This window comes from Streptomyces sp. AC627_RSS907, from assembly GCF_019049165.1.
This window is the reverse complement of the sequence record NZ_JAGMUE010000137.1, coordinates 9,582-25,554: the sequence shown is the minus strand read 5'-3', so window position 1 is coordinate 25,554 and position 15,973 is coordinate 9,582. Positions and strand designations below refer to the sequence as shown.

Annotated in this window: 13 protein-coding genes and 1 pseudogene; 1 reads left to right on the top strand and 13 read right to left on the bottom strand. The window is 72.2% G+C overall.

All coding sequences use genetic code 11. The features are described 5' to 3' along the window. Window positions 1-181: 181 nt before the first annotated feature. From KUM32_RS27740 to KUM32_RS27680, 13 genes and pseudogenes are all read right to left on the bottom strand, one after another. Window positions 182-982, bottom strand: coding sequence for a rhamnogalacturonan acetylesterase (locus KUM32_RS27740; RefSeq protein ID WP_217144712.1), 801 nt, complete (start codon window positions 980-982; stop codon window positions 182-184). A 149-nt stretch (window positions 983-1,131) separates the two neighbouring features. Further along, window positions 1,132-2,496 carry a sugar ABC transporter substrate-binding protein gene (locus KUM32_RS27735; protein WP_217144711.1) on the bottom strand — a complete coding sequence of 455 codons (1,365 nt, stop codon included), beginning with the start codon at window positions 2,494-2,496 and terminating at the stop codon, window positions 1,132-1,134. Between the two features lie 66 nt (window positions 2,497-2,562). Then, window positions 2,563-3,615 (bottom strand): annotated as a pseudogene (locus tag KUM32_RS27730) (polysaccharide lyase family 1 protein); the annotation flags it as partial. A 33-nt stretch (window positions 3,616-3,648) separates the two neighbouring features. Next, entirely contained in the window at window positions 3,649-5,166 is a 1,518-nt protein-coding gene (locus KUM32_RS27725) for a glycoside hydrolase 43 family protein (RefSeq protein WP_217144709.1), read from the bottom strand. After that, the gene (locus tag KUM32_RS27720; protein WP_217144708.1) at window positions 5,163-6,008 is read right to left on the bottom strand and encodes a PmoA family protein; all 846 of its coding nucleotides are present in this window, start codon (window positions 6,006-6,008) and stop codon (window positions 5,163-5,165) included. Before KUM32_RS27720 ends, KUM32_RS27725 begins: the two co-directional genes overlap by 4 nt. Then, window positions 6,005-7,165 carry a Gfo/Idh/MocA family protein gene (locus KUM32_RS27715; protein ID WP_217144707.1) on the bottom strand — a complete coding sequence of 387 codons (1,161 nt, stop codon included), beginning with the start codon at window positions 7,163-7,165 and terminating at the stop codon, window positions 6,005-6,007. Before KUM32_RS27715 ends, KUM32_RS27720 begins: the two co-directional genes overlap by 4 nt. Then, on the bottom strand, window positions 7,162-8,457 hold the full coding sequence (locus tag KUM32_RS27710; RefSeq protein WP_217144706.1) for a polysaccharide lyase family 1 protein: 1,296 nt from the start codon (window positions 8,455-8,457) through the stop codon (window positions 7,162-7,164). The genes KUM32_RS27715 and KUM32_RS27710 overlap by 4 nt, the downstream gene beginning before the upstream one ends. After that, entirely contained in the window at window positions 8,454-9,350 is an 897-nt protein-coding gene (locus tag KUM32_RS27705) for a carbohydrate ABC transporter permease (protein WP_217144705.1), read from the bottom strand. The genes KUM32_RS27710 and KUM32_RS27705 overlap by 4 nt, the downstream gene beginning before the upstream one ends. Then, on the bottom strand, window positions 9,347-10,282 hold the full coding sequence (locus KUM32_RS27700) for a carbohydrate ABC transporter permease (protein WP_217144704.1): 936 nt from the start codon (window positions 10,280-10,282) through the stop codon (window positions 9,347-9,349). Before KUM32_RS27700 ends, KUM32_RS27705 begins: the two co-directional genes overlap by 4 nt. A 122-nt stretch (window positions 10,283-10,404) precedes the next feature. Continuing rightward, a complete protein-coding gene (gene araD / locus KUM32_RS27695) occupies window positions 10,405-12,162 on the bottom strand; it encodes an L-arabinonate dehydratase (protein ID WP_217144703.1) in 1,758 nt (585 codons plus the stop codon). After that, window positions 12,159-13,067 (bottom strand): dihydrodipicolinate synthase family protein, encoded by a 909-nt coding sequence (locus tag KUM32_RS27690; RefSeq protein ID WP_217144702.1) that lies wholly within the window; start codon window positions 13,065-13,067, stop codon window positions 12,159-12,161. Before KUM32_RS27690 ends, araD begins: the two co-directional genes overlap by 4 nt. Then, window positions 13,064-13,765: a GntR family transcriptional regulator gene (locus tag KUM32_RS27685; RefSeq protein WP_217144701.1), complete on the bottom strand. Its 702-nt coding sequence runs from the start codon at window positions 13,763-13,765 to the stop codon at window positions 13,064-13,066. Before KUM32_RS27685 ends, KUM32_RS27690 begins: the two co-directional genes overlap by 4 nt. A gap of 204 nt (window positions 13,766-13,969) precedes the next feature. Next, window positions 13,970-14,569 (bottom strand): TIGR03086 family metal-binding protein, encoded by a 600-nt coding sequence (locus KUM32_RS27680; RefSeq protein ID WP_217144700.1) that lies wholly within the window; start codon window positions 14,567-14,569, stop codon window positions 13,970-13,972. A 153-nt stretch (window positions 14,570-14,722) separates the two neighbouring features. Here KUM32_RS27680 and KUM32_RS27675 point away from each other — a divergent pair. Next, on the top strand, window positions 14,723-15,973 hold a 1,251-nt coding region (locus tag KUM32_RS27675), incomplete at its 3' end, for an MFS transporter (RefSeq protein WP_374227558.1).

Genomic DNA, 15,973 nt, shown 5'->3' with positions numbered 1-15,973 from the left:
CGGCGGTGGCGGCGGTGGCGGCGGTGGCGGCGGTGGCGGCGGTGGCGGCGGTGGCGGCGGTGGCGGCGGTCAGGCTCAGCACGAGGGCGGTGCAGCCGGCCAGCGCGGCGCCTTTACTGGCATGCGCATGCCATCTCCGTGTGCTCATGGTGCGGCTCTCCCTTTTCCGGGGTCGGGGTTGTTACGCGGTGGCCGGTGCGGGCCAGCTGATCCAGGACTCGGGAATCTCCTCGTCCAGCCGGCGCACGTCCCGGTGCGCCAGCACCCGCGTGCGCAGCAGCTCCCGCGCGACGAGCCGGGCGACCGCGATCGCGCCCGGCGGATTGAGATGGGTGTTGTCCTGCTCGGTGGCGGTCCAGTTGAAGTACGCCTTGGTCCCCTCGGCGCCGAGCCGCTGCCACAGCGCGAGCGACAGCGCCTGGACGTCGAGCAGCGCCACACCCTCCTCCCGCGCGAGCGCCCGCATCGCCGCCGGGTACTCCCCGTGGCTGGGCCTGGCGGTTCCGGCCGCGTCGAACCGGCGCCGCTCGACGGGGGTGGCCAGCACCGGCCGGGCCCCGCGGGCCCGGGCCCCGTCGGCGTACCGGCGCAGGTGGTCCCGGTACGTCGTCCAGGGCTCGGTGTAGCGGGTGGGATCCGCCTCCTTCTCGTCGTTGTGCGCGAACTGGACGAGGAGGAGGTCGCCGGGCCGGATCAGGCCGAGGACCACGTCCAGCCGCCCCTCGTCCACGAAGCTCTTCGAGCTCCGCCCGTTCACCGCGTGGTTGGCGACGGACAGCTCCTTGCGGAGGAAGAACGGCAGTGCCGTGCCCCACCCGGTCTCGGGCGCGGCGTCGGCGTACTTCTGGGCGGCGGTGGAGTCGCCCGCGATGTACAGCGTGCGGGGGCGACGCCCTCCGGCCTGTGCGGTACCGGTCGCGGCGAACGCCAGGGGGGCGGCGGCGACGGCGGCTGTGGTGACTTGCCTTCGGCTGAGTGACACGCCGGTGTGCCTTTCGGGAGGGGGACGGACAGCACCCTCGGGGGCGCGGACTGTTGTGACGTGCGGCTCCGTCGCACGGGCGCGGCCGGCCGGGGACGGCCCGCGGTCTGCGCTCCGCAGGCCGTCCCACGGCGAGAGCCGCAACCGCGCTAACCCATCTGTTCGTTCCACTCGGCCTGCGCCTCGTTCAGCTGCTCGGCCATGGTGTCCAGGAAGTCCTTCGCGCTCATCTTCCCCAGCAGCACCTTCTGGAGGTTCGGCTCGTTGTCCGCCTTGGAGATCGTGTTCCAGTCCGGCAGGTAGTACGGCAGCTGGACGATGGTCGTGGACCCGTCGTTCAGTGCCTGGGCCGCGAGCTTCGTCGGCTCGGCCTTCTGGATCCACCCGTCCTTCGCCGCCTCGGTGTTCGACGGCACCTGCCCGGCCGACTCGTTGAACCTGGAGTTCTGCTGGTGCGAGGTGGCGAACTCGATGAACTTCCAGGCGGCTTCCTTGTTCTTGGAGCTCTTGAAGATGCCGAGCCCGTCGACCGGGTTGGACACCTGGACGCGCTTGCCGGAGGCGCCGACCGGCTGCGGGATGCCGCGGAACTTCTCGACCCCGAGCGCCTTCACGTGGTCCTGGTAGGAGCCCAGGTTGTGGTGGAGCATGCCGATCGTGCCCGAGTCCCACTGGGCGACCATCTTGGCGAAGTCGTTGTTGACGTCGGCGGCCGGCGTGACCTTCTTGTACAGGCCGGCGTACTTCTCCAGCGCCTCGACGTTCTTCGGGTCGTTGACGGTGGTCGCCTTCTTCTGGGAGTCCCAGAACGAGGTGATGCCGGACTGCCCGTACATCGCGTCGAGCGCCTGCGCGACGGAGCCGGAGCCGCCGCGGATGGTGTAGCCGAACTCGTTCTTGTCCGCGTTCGTCAGCTTGTCGGCGGCCTTGTAGAAGGCTTCCCAGGTCGTCGGCGCCTCCAGGCCCGCCGCGTCGAACAGGTCGGTGCGGTAGTAGAGGACGCCGTTGTTGGCCGAGGTCGGCACCGAGTACAGCCGGCCGTCGCCGCCTCCGGCGGCCCGCAGCGACTCGATCATGTCCTTGTTGACCCTGCCGTTCAGGGACGACCCGGTGAGCCGGTTGTCCAGCGGCTCCAGCGCCTTCTGGGCCGAGAACCCGGCGAGCATCGCCGCGCCGACACCGCCGACGTCCGGCAGGCCGCCGCCCTGGATGGCCGTGTCGACCTTCGACTGGTACTCGGTGGCGGCGATCCCGACGTACTCGACGTCGATGTCCGGGTTCGCCTTCTCGAAGTCGGCGATGATCTCCTTCCAGACGGCCGTACGGATACCGCCGTTGTTGTCCCAGAAGACGATCTTCCCCTTGCCGCTGCCCTCGGCGCCCTTGTCGCCGCCCGCCCCACTGCCGTCGTCACCGCAGGCGGTGGCGGTCAGCGCGAGTACGGCCCCCAGGGCGACGACGGCGGACGTCCGGCGCCTGCCTGTGCTTCTGCTGCTGCGCGTGCTGGTCTTCATCGGTCGGCTCTCTTCTTCTGGGTCCAACGAAAGAGGTGAACGTGCGGAACGCGTGGGGGGTCAGTGGGTGCCGATCTGCTTCTGCGGCCCGGAGAAGCGCTTCACGAGCGCGGGCACGGCCGCCGCCGGGTCGAGCCGGTAGGCGTAGAAGTCCCGCGGGTCGAAGGCGGCACCCCACTCGTCGTGGCGGCCCGTGGTGTTGCGCAGGATCGATCCGCGCTCCACCAGCTGCGCGGTGGTGTCGGCCTGGTACGGGTGCTGGACGTCCCGGTAGTAGCTGTTCTCGATGACCATCTTCGTGGCACCGCGTGCCCAGTTCCCGTACGTCCACACGGGGTCGCCCGGATCGGCCTGCGCCGTCAGGTAGTTGTTGTACAGGTGCGCGTAGGCGGCGTTGTCCACGGAGGGGTTGCGCTGCTTGGTGCCCGCGAACCAGTTGTGGTCGATCGTGATCTGCGTCCTGACGTTCTTCGTCCAGCCCAGTCCGAACGTCTTGTTGTTGTTCTCGAACCGGTTGTACGACACGGTCACGTACTCGCTGTCCTTGCGGACGTCCAACTGCCCGTCGCAGATGTTCGAGAAGCGGTTGTGGTCGACCCACACGTGGTGGACGGTGTCCATCTGGATGCCGTCGAAGTCGGTGTCCTTGCAGTCCCAGTTCCCCGCGACCGCCGAGTCGCGGATCGTCAGGTTGCGGATGACGACGTTGTGCGTGCCGGGCTTCAGGTTCAGCTCGCCGTGGACGATCTCGCCGGTGTCGCCCACCCCGGTGATCGTCTTGTTCGAGGCGACGACGATCTCCGCCCCGAAGGGCTCGACGTCGATCGCGCCCGCGACCCGGATGACGTACGGCTCCTCGGCCACCGCGTACTTCGCCAGCGCGGCCTGGTCGGTGACGGTGACGACCCTGCCGCCCGCACCGCCGGTGGTGCCGCCGGCGAGGGAGGCGAAACCGTGCGGCCGGTCGGTCAGGTGCGGGTTGCCGGCCGTCCGCCCGCCCGGTGGAGCGGTGGCGTGCGTCTCCCCGGCCGCACCGAGGGCCAGGGCCGTGACCATGCCCAGGACGGCGGCGAGGGTGCCACCGGTTCTCGGCAAGCGCTTGCTACGGAGGTGCGTCATTGCGGCTCCCAACAGGCCTGTTGAATGAGGCGGTTACCGGGGTGTGATCCGGAACCGGGTGAACTCGGCGGCGCCGGCGTGTCCCTGGCCGGTGGGCGCGAGCGCGAACAGGCCGAGCAGGGCGCCGACCCAGCGCCAGGGGGTGGCGGCGAAGACCTGGCCGGTGGGCCGCGGGCCGTCACCGAGGTCGTAGGAGAAGCGGCAGCGTGCCCCGGGGGCGGTCTCGATCCGCAGCCTGACCCGTCCCTGGGGGGCGGGCCGGGGGTGGTCGGCGTCCCGCTCGGCCTCCGCCACCGACTCGGCGAACCGGTGCACCAGGTGCACCGCCCCGTCCGCGGCCCGTTCGAGCCCGATCCAGCGGTAGGCGTCACCGAGCACCGCGAGCCCGGCGCGGGCGCCCGGCTCCTCGCTGTCCAGGCGCAGCTCCACCTCCACGGCCGACGGCATGCCGGGCAGCCGCTGGGTGAGGATGCTCGGCAGCCTGCGCAGGTCGTGCGCGTCGGCCGAACGGACGCAGGCGAGCCGCAGCCCGTCCCCGGAGTGCTGGGTGGTCCAGCCGTCGCGGGGGTTGGCCGTCCACGACCACTGGCGGCCGAACCGCCCACCGGGGAAGTCGTCGTCGGTCGCGGGCGCGGCCGGTGGCTGCGGCGGCAGGCCGGGACGCCGGTGCTCGGTGACGGGGGCGCCGTCGTCGCCGACGACCGGCCAGCCGTCCGCGCCCCAGCTCATCGGCTGGAGGTGGACCACCCTCCCGTACGCGCCGCGCTGCTGGAAGTGCAGGAACCAGTCCTCCCCGGACGCGGTGCGCACCCAGCCGCCCTGGTGGGGGCCGTTGACGTCGGTGTCCTTCTGTTCGAGGACGACCTTCTCCTCGTACGGCCCGAAGAAGTCACGGGAGCGGAAGGCGCCCTGCCAGCCGGTCTCCACTCCCCCGGCGGGCGCCAGGATCCAGAACCAGCCGTCGTGCCGGTAGAGCTTGGGGCCCTCCAGGGTGAACCAGCCGGGGATGCGGTCCGCGTCGACGATCACCCGGCCCTCGTCGAGCAGTTCGGTGCCGTCGGGACGCATGCGGTGGCCGGTGAGACGGTTCTTGATGCCGGAGCGGGACCTCGCCCAGGCGTGCACGAGGTACGCCTCTCCGGTCTCCTCGTCCCACAGCGGGCAGGGGTCGATCAGGCCCTTGCCCGCCTTGACCAGGTGGGGCGCGGTCCACGGACCGCGGATCTCGGGGGCGTTGACCTGGAAGACGCCGTGGTCGGGGTCGCCCCAGAAGATCCAGAAGCGGTCGTCGTGGTGGCGCAGGGACGGGGCCCAGACCCCGCAGTCGTGACGGGGCGTCGCGAAGGCCTCCGCCGGCTCCAGCCGGGTCAGGGCGTGGCCGACCAGGGTCCAGTTGACCAGGTCGCGGGAGTGCAGCAGCGGCAGGCCGGGGACACGGCCGAAGCTGGAGGCCGTCAGGTAGAAGTCGTCGCCGACGCGGACGGCGTCCGGGTCGGACCAGTCGGCGTTCAGGACGGGGTTCGTGTAGGTGGGCGCGGCCTCGGAGGTCACGGGCTCACCGCCTTTCGTACGAGGTTCGCGGCGTCTTCGGTGCCGAGGCGGCCGTCGGCGACGACGGTGACGACCCGGCGGACGACGGTGTCGTCGGGGGCGACCACCAGTCGTTCGTCGTGGGCCAGGGAGGAGCCGACGCCCGGATACTCCTCGGTGCGCACGAACCACGGGTCGCGCCGGGTCCGCTCCGTGGCGCCGGCGAACACCAGGGTCCAGGTGTCGCCGGCCAGGGCCAGCCAGTCGGCGCGGCTGCCGTGCACCTCCGGCTCGCCCTCGCGGTCGGCGGTGAAGACCGTCGGGGCCGTGCCCTCCTTGCGGGCCCGCCAGAAGAAGCCGCCGTAGGCCGCGCCGGGGCGTCCGTTGGTGGCGGGACTGCCGATGGTGAGCGGGTCGGGGGTGACGTTGGTGAGGGAGAAGGTGAAGTCCAGCGCCCACGCGGTGGCGGTCAGCCCGGTGGCCGCGACCATACGGCGCTCGCGCAGCAGCTCGGTGCCGGCGGCGACCCAGCGCAGCTCCTCGACGAAGCCGTCGGGGTCGCGGAGCTGGAACGCCGTGTGCCGCTGGGCACCGTGGTTGTCCAGTTCGGTCGGACCCCGGTCGCGGACGTAGGTGCGCCCGCCCCAGAAGTTGTGCCCCTCGACGTCGGGAACGGCGACACCGACGCCGAGGTGATGGAGGTGGTCGGCGGGGCTGAACTCGGTCACCGCGGTGCCGGCCAGGGTGGTGACGGGGTGCAGGTGGGGGCGCGGGGAGAGCCGGGCGGGCAGCTCGGGCCGGGTGACGTACCGGCCGACGGGGCGGCCCGCCACGCGCAGCACCGGCGAGTCGGTGCCGGTCATCGGGTGCTCACCTCTTTCAGCGGGTGCTCCGTGCGCGGCGCCCAGGGGGCGCCCAGTTCGGAGTACAGGGAGAGGGTGTCGGCGGCGGCGGCCACGAGGGAGTCGATGCCGGGAACCACGCGGCGGCCCTCACCGGGGACGTGGCGCCAGGCGGCGTCGGGCAGCCTGGCCGGGTCGGGGGCCCGGCGGACCGCCTCCACGACCCGCATGAAGGCGCCCGTCGCGTCCGGGGGGACCAGCAGGCCGGCGCCGGAGGTGACGTGCGCGACCAGGTTCTCCAGCAGGTCGGTGCGGTCGTACTCGTACTCCTCGGGGCCGTGTCCACCGCGCTGGAGCAGGACACGGTCCTGCTTGTACCAGAAGGTGATGCGGCCGCTGCTGCCGTGCACCACGACGTACGGCTCGTCGGCCCGCTCGGCGCACAGGGTCGCGGCCACGGTGACACGGTGGCCGCGCGCGGTGGTGATCCGTACGCAGGAGGTGTCGTCGGCCTCGATGTCGTTGGCGTGGCTCAGCTCGGTCTCGATGCCGGTGACGTCCTCGGCGCGGGCGGTGCCGCCCAGCGCGAGGGCGGTGGCCACGGCGTGCGCGAGGGGGTTGGTCAGCGCCCCGTCGATCACGTCGGCGCCGTCCATCCGCCGCCTGCCCGACCAGGGTGCCCGGCGGAAGTAGGCCTCGTCGCGCACCCAGGCACCGGCTCCGCCGACGCCCGTCACCTCGCCGACCGCGCCCTCGGCGATCAGCGCGCGGATCGCGGGAACGGCGTGCGAGCCCAGCGACTGGAACCCGACCTGGCAGGCGACACCGGCCTCGGCGACCCCGTCGGCCATGCGCCGGAACTCGGCGTACGACGGCGCCGGGGGCTTCTCGAGCAGCAGGTGCACGCCCCGGCGGGCCGCGGTCAGCGCGAGGTCGGTGTGGGTGGGGATCGGCGTGCAGATCACGGCGATCCGGGCGCCGGTGGAGTCGAGCAGGGCGCCGAAGTCGGACGACTGCTCGGGCAGTCCACCGCCGGCCTCCTCCTCGGTCAGCGGGGTGAGCTCGCAGACGCCGGCCAGCCGGACCAGGCCCGCCCGCTCCAGACGGCGGATGTTGGCGACGTGCCAGCGGCCGTGGCCGCGGGCACCGGCGAGGACGACGGGCAGCGGTGCGTTCATCGCAGCCTCCCCGCGCCCGCGTCCCTCGCCACCGCCCGGTCGGCCGCGGCGGCGCTGTCGACCGTGCCGTGCAGGACGGGCGTCCAGCCGACGTCGGCGGTCAGGTCGCGCTCGCTGCCCGAGTTGTAGGCGTTGTGGAGGGCGAGCAGGTCCACCGGATAGCCGTTGAAGAGGGTGCCGCTCGCGTGCAGGGCGCTGCCGTTCCAGCTCTTGACCAGGTCGGCGGCCTCGACGTGGCCGGGAGTGGTGAATGCGTTGTTCTCCGCGTGGATGGCGGACTCGGTGGAGACGCCGAGGGAGTAGCGGTAGTCCGCGTCCCCGTCGTCGACGACGTACCGGTTGTTGTAGAGGTGCACCTGGCCGAAGCGGACGCGCGGGGCGCGCTGGGCGACGGACTCGAACTCGTTGTGGTGCAGGGTGACCCGGAGCCTGCCGCGGTCACCGGTGACCGAGTCGCCGTTGCCGATGAGTATCGCCTTGTCGTGGTCGGCGAACCGGCTCCAGGAGACGGTGACCAGGTCGGAGCCGCCCGTGATGTCGAGCAGGCCGTCGTGGCGCAGGTAGTTGCGGGCGAAGTAGGTCGGCTCCTTCTCGTCCGGGTGGCCCTTGTCGCTCGCGGTGACGTGGTCGATCCAGACGTGGGTGGCGCCGTTCAGCCAGAGGTTGTCGTAGGCCGTCTTCCAGTCGCCGAGGCCACCGGTGTTGGGCTGCCAGGCGGGGAAGCAGTCGTAGGCGTCGCGCAGTTCCAGGTTGCGGACGATGACGTTGTCCGCGTTCCTCACCTGGAGGCTCGCGCCCTTGAGGACGGCGTCGTCGCCGAGGCCGACGAGGGTGGTGTTCGAGCCGACGGGCAGCACGACCCGTTCGGCCTGCCGGGCGGCGGAGGCCTTGCGGGCCTCCTCCTGCGGGCCGCTGGGCTTGGCCTGCCCCCAGGTGCGGGGGTCGTAGGCGGCCAGGTACTTCTTCACGCTGTAGCCGTCGGTCGCGTAGTCGGCGCAGTCGAGCCGCCTGCCGTCGTCGTCGGTGTTGGCGTCGATGGTCCCGGCGATCCGGATGATCTTCGGGGTGTCGCTGCCCCCGTCGAGGGCGCGGACGAGCCCGGCCCGGTCGGTCACGGTGTACACGTGGGCGTCGTCGGCCGCGGCGCCTCCCGTGGTGCCGCCCCCGGCCGGGGCCCAGCCGTCGTTCGGGGCGAGGGTCTCGCGGCCGATGTCACGGGTGTCGTCGGCCTGGGCGGGGACGCAGAGCAGGGTCAGCAGTCCGGCGGCGACGGCCGCATGGCGCAGTCTCATCCCTTGACCGCCCCCGCGCTGAAGCCGGTGATCAGCCACTTCTGGATGAAGGCGAACACGACCACCACGGGGACGGCCGCGATGATGCCGCCGGCGGCGAGCGCGCCGAGGTCGACGCTGTCCGCGCTCATCAGGGTGTTGAGGCCGACCGGGATGGTCTGCTTGCCCTGGTCGTTGAGGAACATCAGGGCGAACAGGAAGTGGTTCCAGGAGTGCACGAAGGCGAAGGAGCCGACGGCGATCAGACCCGGCCGCAGCAGCGGCAGCACGACGACCCGGAAGGCCCGGAACCGTCCGCAGCCGTCGACCCAGGCGGCCTCCTCCAGGGAGTAGGGGACGTTCTTGATGAAGTTGCTGATCAGGATGATCGACAGCGGCAGCTGGAAGACCGTCTCGGCGATGATGACGCTGCCGAGCGAGTTGATCATCTGCAGCTCGGCGAAGATCTCGAACAGCGGGACCAGCAGCAGCGCGCCGGGCACGAACTGGGAGCAGAGCAGGGCGAGCATGAAGGCCCGCTTGATCTTGAAGTCGAACCGGGCGAGGGCGTAGCCGCCGGCCAGGGCGACGAGCGTGGTCATCACCAGGGTCGCGAGGCCGACCAGCACGCTGTTCTGGAAGAAGGTGCCGAAGCTGCGGTCCGTCCACACCTTCTCGAAGTGGTCGAAGGTCATCGGCCAGGGCACGAGCGAGGTCGAGCCGGCCGGGCGCAGCGCGAAGAGCAGGATCCAGTAGAAGGGGACGAGGGTGAAGATCAGGTAGATGCCGAGCGGCAAGTAGATCTGCCAGCGGGGCACCTCGTCCCAGGCCGGGCGCTTCTTGGTGTGCAGCGGCGGCGCGGGGACGACCCGCGCGGGCGCGGGCGCGGCCACGGTGGCCTCCTTGGTGATCACTTGTTCTCGCCTCCGAACTTGCTCAGCCGCAGATAGACGATCGAGCAGAAGAGCAGAATCACGAACGCGACCGTGGTCAGGGCCGACGCGTAGCCGAAGTCGTGGGCGTCGACGCTGGTGTTGGCGATGTACAGCGGCAGCGTCGTGGTCTCGCCCGCGGGTCCGCCGCCGGTCAGGGTGTAGAGCAGGTCGACGTTGTTGAACTCCCACACCGCGCGCAGCAGCGTGGACAGGATGATGGCGTCCTTCAGGTGGGGCAGGGTGATGTGCCAGAACTGCTTGATCCGGCTCGCCCCGTCCACCTCGGCGGCCTCGTACAGGTCCTTCGAGACGGACTGGAGGTCGGCGAGGATGAGGATCGCGAAGAAGGGCACGCCCCGCCACAGGTCGGCGACGACCGCCGCGGAGAACACGGTGGAGGTGTCCGACAGCCAGCTGGTGCCGTACGAGCCGATGCCCATGTCGGCGAGGTAACGGGTGATGCCGGTCTGGGAGTTGTAGAGCAGCACCCAGATCGCCGAGGTCAGCACGCCGGAGACGGCCCACGGGGAGAAGACCATGGCGCGCCCGATGCCCCGGCCCACGAAGGTCTGGTTGACGATGAGCGCCAGCGCCAGACCGAAGAGCAGTTGCAGTCCGACCTCGACGAAGACCCACTTGGCGCTGAAGACCAGGGTGTCCCAGAACATCGGGTCGTCGGTGAAGATCTTGACGAAGTTGTCGAAGCCCGCGTAGCCGTCCCGCCAGGGCTTGGTGGGGTTGTAGTGCTGCAGGCTGTAGTAGAAGACGCTGATGACCGGGTAGGCGATGAAGCCCAGCATCAGCAGGGCGGCGGGTCCGATCAGCAGGTACGGGAGCCTGCGCGGCGTGGCGGAGGCACGGCGCCGCCGGGGTGGCGCGGGCGGTTTCGCCACGGCTGCGGCTTGGGCCATGACAGTTCTCCGTTCTGGTACGTCGTGCGTGGTTCGTGCGGCGTTCGTGCGGCGTCCGTAGGGGTGAAGCGCTTTCTAAGGGTGCGGAGGCCACGGACGTTCCATGAGCGTGGTGGGCTTCCTCAGCCCGCGTACGGGTCCTGCACCTTGCCCGGGCGGGCCAGGAACTCGAAGTCGCAGCCGGTGTCGGCCTGGGTGATCTGTTCGTTGTAGAGGGCGCCGTAGCCGCGCTCGTAGCGGACGGGCGGGGGCGTCCACTCGGCCCTGCGGCGCTCCAGCTCCGCGTCGTCCACGCCCAGGTGGAGGGTGCGCGCCTCGACGTCGAGGGTGATCGGGTCGCCGGTGCGCACCAGCGCCAGCGGCCCGCCGACGTACGACTCGGGCGCCACGTGCAGCACGCACGCGCCGTAACTCGTGCCGCTCATGCGGGCGTCGGAGATGCGGACCATGTCGCGCACGCCCTGCTTGAGCAGGTGGTCGGGGATGGGGAGCATCCCGTACTCGGGCATCCCCGGGCCGCCCTTGGGACCGGCGCCCCGCAGCACCAGCACGCTGTCCGCGGTGATGTCCAGCGACGGGTCGTTGATGGTCCGCTGCATCGTCCGGTAGTCGTCGAAGACGACCGCGGGGCCGGTGTGCCTGAGCAGGTGCGGTTCGGCGGCGATGTGCTTGATGACGGCGCCGTCGGGGCAGAGGTTGCCGCGCAGGACGGCGACCCCGCCCTCGGCCGCCACGGGGTTGTCGCGGGGGCGGATGACGTCGTCGTCGTGGACGAGGGCGCCCGCCAGCTGTTCGCGCATCGTGTCGTGCGAGACGGTGGGCCTCTCCAGGTGGAGCAGGTCCGGGATGCGGGAGAGGAAGCCGGGCAGGCCGCCGGCGAAGTGGAAGTCCTCCATCAGGTACGTCTGTCCGCCGGGCCGGACGTTGGCCAGCACCGGGACGGTGCGGGCGATGCGGTCGAAGTCGTCGAGGGTGAGGGTGACACCGGCGCGGCCCGCCATGGCGATCAGGTGGATCACGGCGTTGGTGGAGCCGCCGAGGCCGAGGACCGTGGTGACGGCGTCCTCGAAGGCGTCGGCCGTGAGGATGTCGCTCAGCTTCCGGTCCCGGTGGACCAGTTCGACGATGCGCAGCCCGGCCGCGGCGGCCATCCGGTCGTGCCCGGAGTCGACGGCGGGGATGCTGGAGGCGCCCGGGACCGTGACCCCGAGGGCCTCGGCGGCGGCGGTCAGCGTGGAGGCCGTGCCCATCGTCATGCAGTGGCCGGGCGAGCGCGCCAGGCCGCTCTCCAGCTCCTGCATCTCGCAGTCGCCGATGAGGCCGGCCCGCTTGTCGTCCCAGTACTTCCACATGTCGGTGCCGGAGCCGAGGGTCTCGCCCCGCCAGTGTCCGGGGAGCATGGGCCCGGCGGGCACGAAGACGGCGGGCAGGTCCACCGAGGCGGCGCCCATGAGCAGGGCGGGGGTGGACTTGTCGCAGCCGCCCATCAGCACGGCGCCGTCGACCGGGTAGGAGCGCAGCAGTTCCTCGGTCTCCATGGCGAGGAGGTTGCGGTAGAGCATCGGGGTCGGCTTCTGGAAGGTCTCGCTGAGCGTGGAGACCGGGAACTCCAGCGGGAAGCCGCCCGCCTGCCAGACCCCCCGCTTGACCGCCTGGGCGCGGTCGCGGAGGTGGACGTGGCAGGGGTTGATGTCGGACCAGGTGTTGAGGATGGCGATGACCGGCTTGCCGAGGTGCTCCTCGGGCAGGTAGCCGAGCTGGCGGGTGCGGGCGCGGTGGCTGAAGGAGCGCAGGCCCGACGAGACCCCGCTGCCGTACCACTGGTGGCTGCGGAGGTCCTCGGGGCGCTTGCGGCCGTCCGCTCCGACGGGGCCGGTCATATGGACCACCCCGCGGCGATGGCGGCGACGGCGGCGCGCTCGCTCTCGGGCAGCGGCTTGCTGGGCGGGCGGACCTCCCGGCGGCACAGGCCCAGCGAGGCGAGGGCCTCCTTGACGACCGTGACGTTGTTGGCGGAGCCGTTGGCGGCGCGCAGCTCCTCGAAGTGGCGGATCTGCTCCCAGACCTTCATGGCGCCCGGGTAGTCGCCGGCCCGGAGCGCTTCGATCATGTTCCGGGAGACGGCCGGGGCGACGTTCACCAGCCCCGAGGTGAAGCCGGTGGCGCCCGCCGAGAAGTACGAGGGCGCGTACGGCTCGGCCAGTCCCGCGACCCACACGAAGCGGTCGAGGCCGGCGTCACGGGCGAAGGCGGCGAACCTGGCGGCGTCCGGGACGGCGTACTTCACGCCGATGACGTTGGGGCAGGCGTCGGCGAGTTCCGCGAGGCGGGCGCCGGCGAGCTGGGCGTTGCGGATGTAGGGCACGACGCCCAGTTCCGGCACGGCCTCGGCGACGGCGCGGTGGTAGTCGACCCAGCCGCCCTGGGAGACGTAGGGGTGGACGGGCTGGTGGACCATCACCATCCGGGCGCCGAGCTCGCGTGCGTGCCGCGCGGAGGCGACCGCGGTCGGCACGTCGTGGCCGACCCCGACCAGGACGGCCGCGCGGTCACCGGCCTCCTCGACCGTCAGTTCGGTGACGAGGCGGCGCTCGGCCGGGGTGAGGGCGTAGAACTCGCCGGTGTTGCCGTTGGGGGTGAGGGTCGTGATGCCGCCGTCGAGGAGGCGACGCAGCAGGGCCCGGTAGGTGGCGGGGTCGACGGAACCGTCCTCGGCGAACGGGGTCACCGGGATCGCCACCACGTCGGCCAGGGCCGCCCGCTGGGTCTCGAACGTCGTCGTCATGCCTGACCGTCCTCTTCCTGGGCTGTGCGGGCCCGTGCCGCCCGGATGTCCTGGTCCTCGGATTCCGCGTGCGGGAAGGCCCGCTCGACGAACGACCCGATGTGCGCGTGCAGGGCGCGGGCCGCGCCGTCCGCGTCGCCGGCGAGGGCGAGGCGCAGGATCTCCTGGTGCTCGCCCGCCTCCCGCTCCCAGGAGGGGTCGGCGGCCCAGGCCACGGCGGAGACGAGCGCCGCCTGGTCGCGGACCTCGTCGAGCATCCGGGCGAGCAGCGGGTTGCCGCACGGCACGTACAGGGCGCGGTGGAACTCCCGGTTGGCGAGCGACCGTTCGGCCGTGTCCGTGGCCTGGTCGGCCCGGGTCAGCGCGTCGCGGGCGGCGTCCAGGGAGGCCCCCCGGCGGACCGCGCGCCTGAGCGCCTCGGGCTCCAGGAGCAGCCGCACGTCGTAGACCTCGCGCGCCATGTCCGCGTCCACCATGCGCACCGTGACGCCCTTGTACTGGCTCATCACGACCAGTCCGGTACCGGCCAGGGTCTTGAGCGCCTCGCGCACCGGTGTCTTGGACACCCCGAACTGTGCGGCGAGGTCGGTCTCGACCAGGGCCTGGCCGGGCGTCAGCCGGCCGGTGAGGATGCGGCGTTTGATCTCCTCCAGCACGTACTGCGTGCGGGAGGGGATCGGCGTGGGCACAGAGGTCATGCGCGCCTCTCGGAATCTCGCGTCGGATGCGCGGGCCGGATGCCGCGGAGCCGGATCCGCTGGTACGGAACGGCGGCTCGCGTATCTGATCTCGCGTATCGCGTCTCATATATGACGTACGGAGTACGACGCGTTGAAGGTAGGAGGGGCGCTGGGCCGCGTCAATGCTTCTGACAAAGAAAGTTGCGGTCGCCCGTCCCGCCGCTACGCGGGCCGCGTCCAGCCGGGATCGCGTCCGCTCAGCCCCACCGCCCGGTCCAGCAGCGGCGCGCCGGCGGGCACGGGGACGACGGGGCCGAACATGCCGGTGTCCCGGTCGGACTCCTCGGCGGCGGCGGAGAGGAGGCCGTACGACGCCTGGAGGGCGGCCGGGTCGGGGCGGTACTCCTGACCGGTCGCGCGGGCCAGGTCCCAGCCGTGGATCACCAGCTCGTCGGCGGCCACGACGCCGGCGACCGCACCGGGCAGGCCGACACCGCCGGCCCGGGTCATGCCGGTCCAGGCCTCGGGCGCGCGCCAGGCCTCGGCGAGCTCGCCGAGCGCCTTCGGGAGCTGTTCGCGCCAGCCGGGGCCGATGTCCGGCACGGTCGCGTCGGGGCTGGTGTCGGTGGTGACGCCCAGGTCCTTGCGCGCGGCGTCCCGGAAGGCGGTGGCCAGGCCGGTCAGGTGGCCGAGCAGGTTGCGGACCGCCAGGTCCGGGCACGGTGTCGGGTCCGCGAGCCGCGTGTCGCTCACGCCCTCGGCGAGACGTGCCAGGATCCGCGTCTGCGGTCCGAGGTCGAGGGTGGGGGTGTCGTGGGTCATCCGGGGCTCCTTGTGACGCGCGGCCGGCTCTCTGAGGAGGTGTCTCTGAGGATGTGGACCGATCACGGCAGCGAAACTCATCGGTCGCCGGGCCCGGCACTAAGGCACCTGCCCGATGCCCGTCCACCCGCCTTAGATCCACGATGACCAGGCATGACGACAGAATCGACGGACACGGGAATGACGACGCGCAGGGCCTGGTCCGTGGCCCGCGTCCTGCGCGACCGCAACGCGGGCCTGTATCTCGCCGGGGTGGTGGTCTCCGGCTTCGGCACCTCGGCGCTGTGGCTGGCGTCCGGCGTGTGGGTGAAGGACCTCACCGGCTCGGACGGTCTCGCGGCCCTGTGCATGCTGGCGATGTGGGCGCCGACGCTGGTGGGTCCGGCGCTGGGCACGCTCGCCGACCGGGTCCGTCGCAGGCCGCTGCTGATCGCCACGAACCTGCTCCTGGCGGGCCTCCTGCTGTCCCTCTTCAGCGTGGACTCGCCGGGCACGCTGTGGCTGCTGTTCGCGGTGCTGTTCGTGTACGGCGCGGCGGGCGTCGTCCACGACGCGGCCGAGTCGGCGCTCGTCGCCACCGCGGTCGACCCCCGCCTGCTCGGTGATTTCAACGGACTGCGCATGACCGCCGCCGAGGGCGTGAAGCTCGTGGCGCCGTCGGCGGGGGCGGGCGTCTACGCGGCGTACGGCGGCGCGAGCGTGGCGGCACTGGACGCGCTGACGTTCGTGGTGGCCACCGGGCTGTACGCCGCTCTGCGGGTGCGGGAGGCGCCGCCGGAGCGGGCCGCGGTGAGCCGGCGGCGGCAGACGGCCGAGGGCGCCCGGTACCTGTGGGGCCACCCGCGCCTGCGTCCGCTCGTCCTCGCGGGCGGCGTCACGATGCTGTGCGCGGGCGTCAACGGCGCCACGGCCTACGCCGTCGTGGACGCCCTCGGGCACTCACCGGCGTACGCCGGTGCGCTGTACGCCGTCCAGGGCGCCGGGTCGGTGGTGGTGGGGCTGCTCGCCGGTCCGGCCCTGCGGCGGCTGGGCGGACGGCGCTTCGCCGCCGCCGGAGTCGCCCTGCTGGCGGTGGCGGTGGCGGTGCGGGCGGCACCGTACGACGCCGTGGCCCTGGCCTCCAGCGCGGCCATCGGGGCGGGGCTGCCCGCGGTGCTGATCGCCGCCCTGACCGGCGTACAGCGCGAGACGCCGGGGCACCTGCTGGGCCGGGCCACCGCGACGGCCAACGCGCTGGTCTTCACGCCGAACGTGGTCGGTCTGGCCGCGGGCGCGGCCCTGGTGGAACTGGCCGACCTCCGGCTGCTGCTGCCCGCCCTGGGCGCCGCGCTGCTGGCGACGGCGCTGCCGCTCGCCCGACGACCGGCGCGCACCGGCCTTCCGGTCGCCTCGCCACCGTCCGAC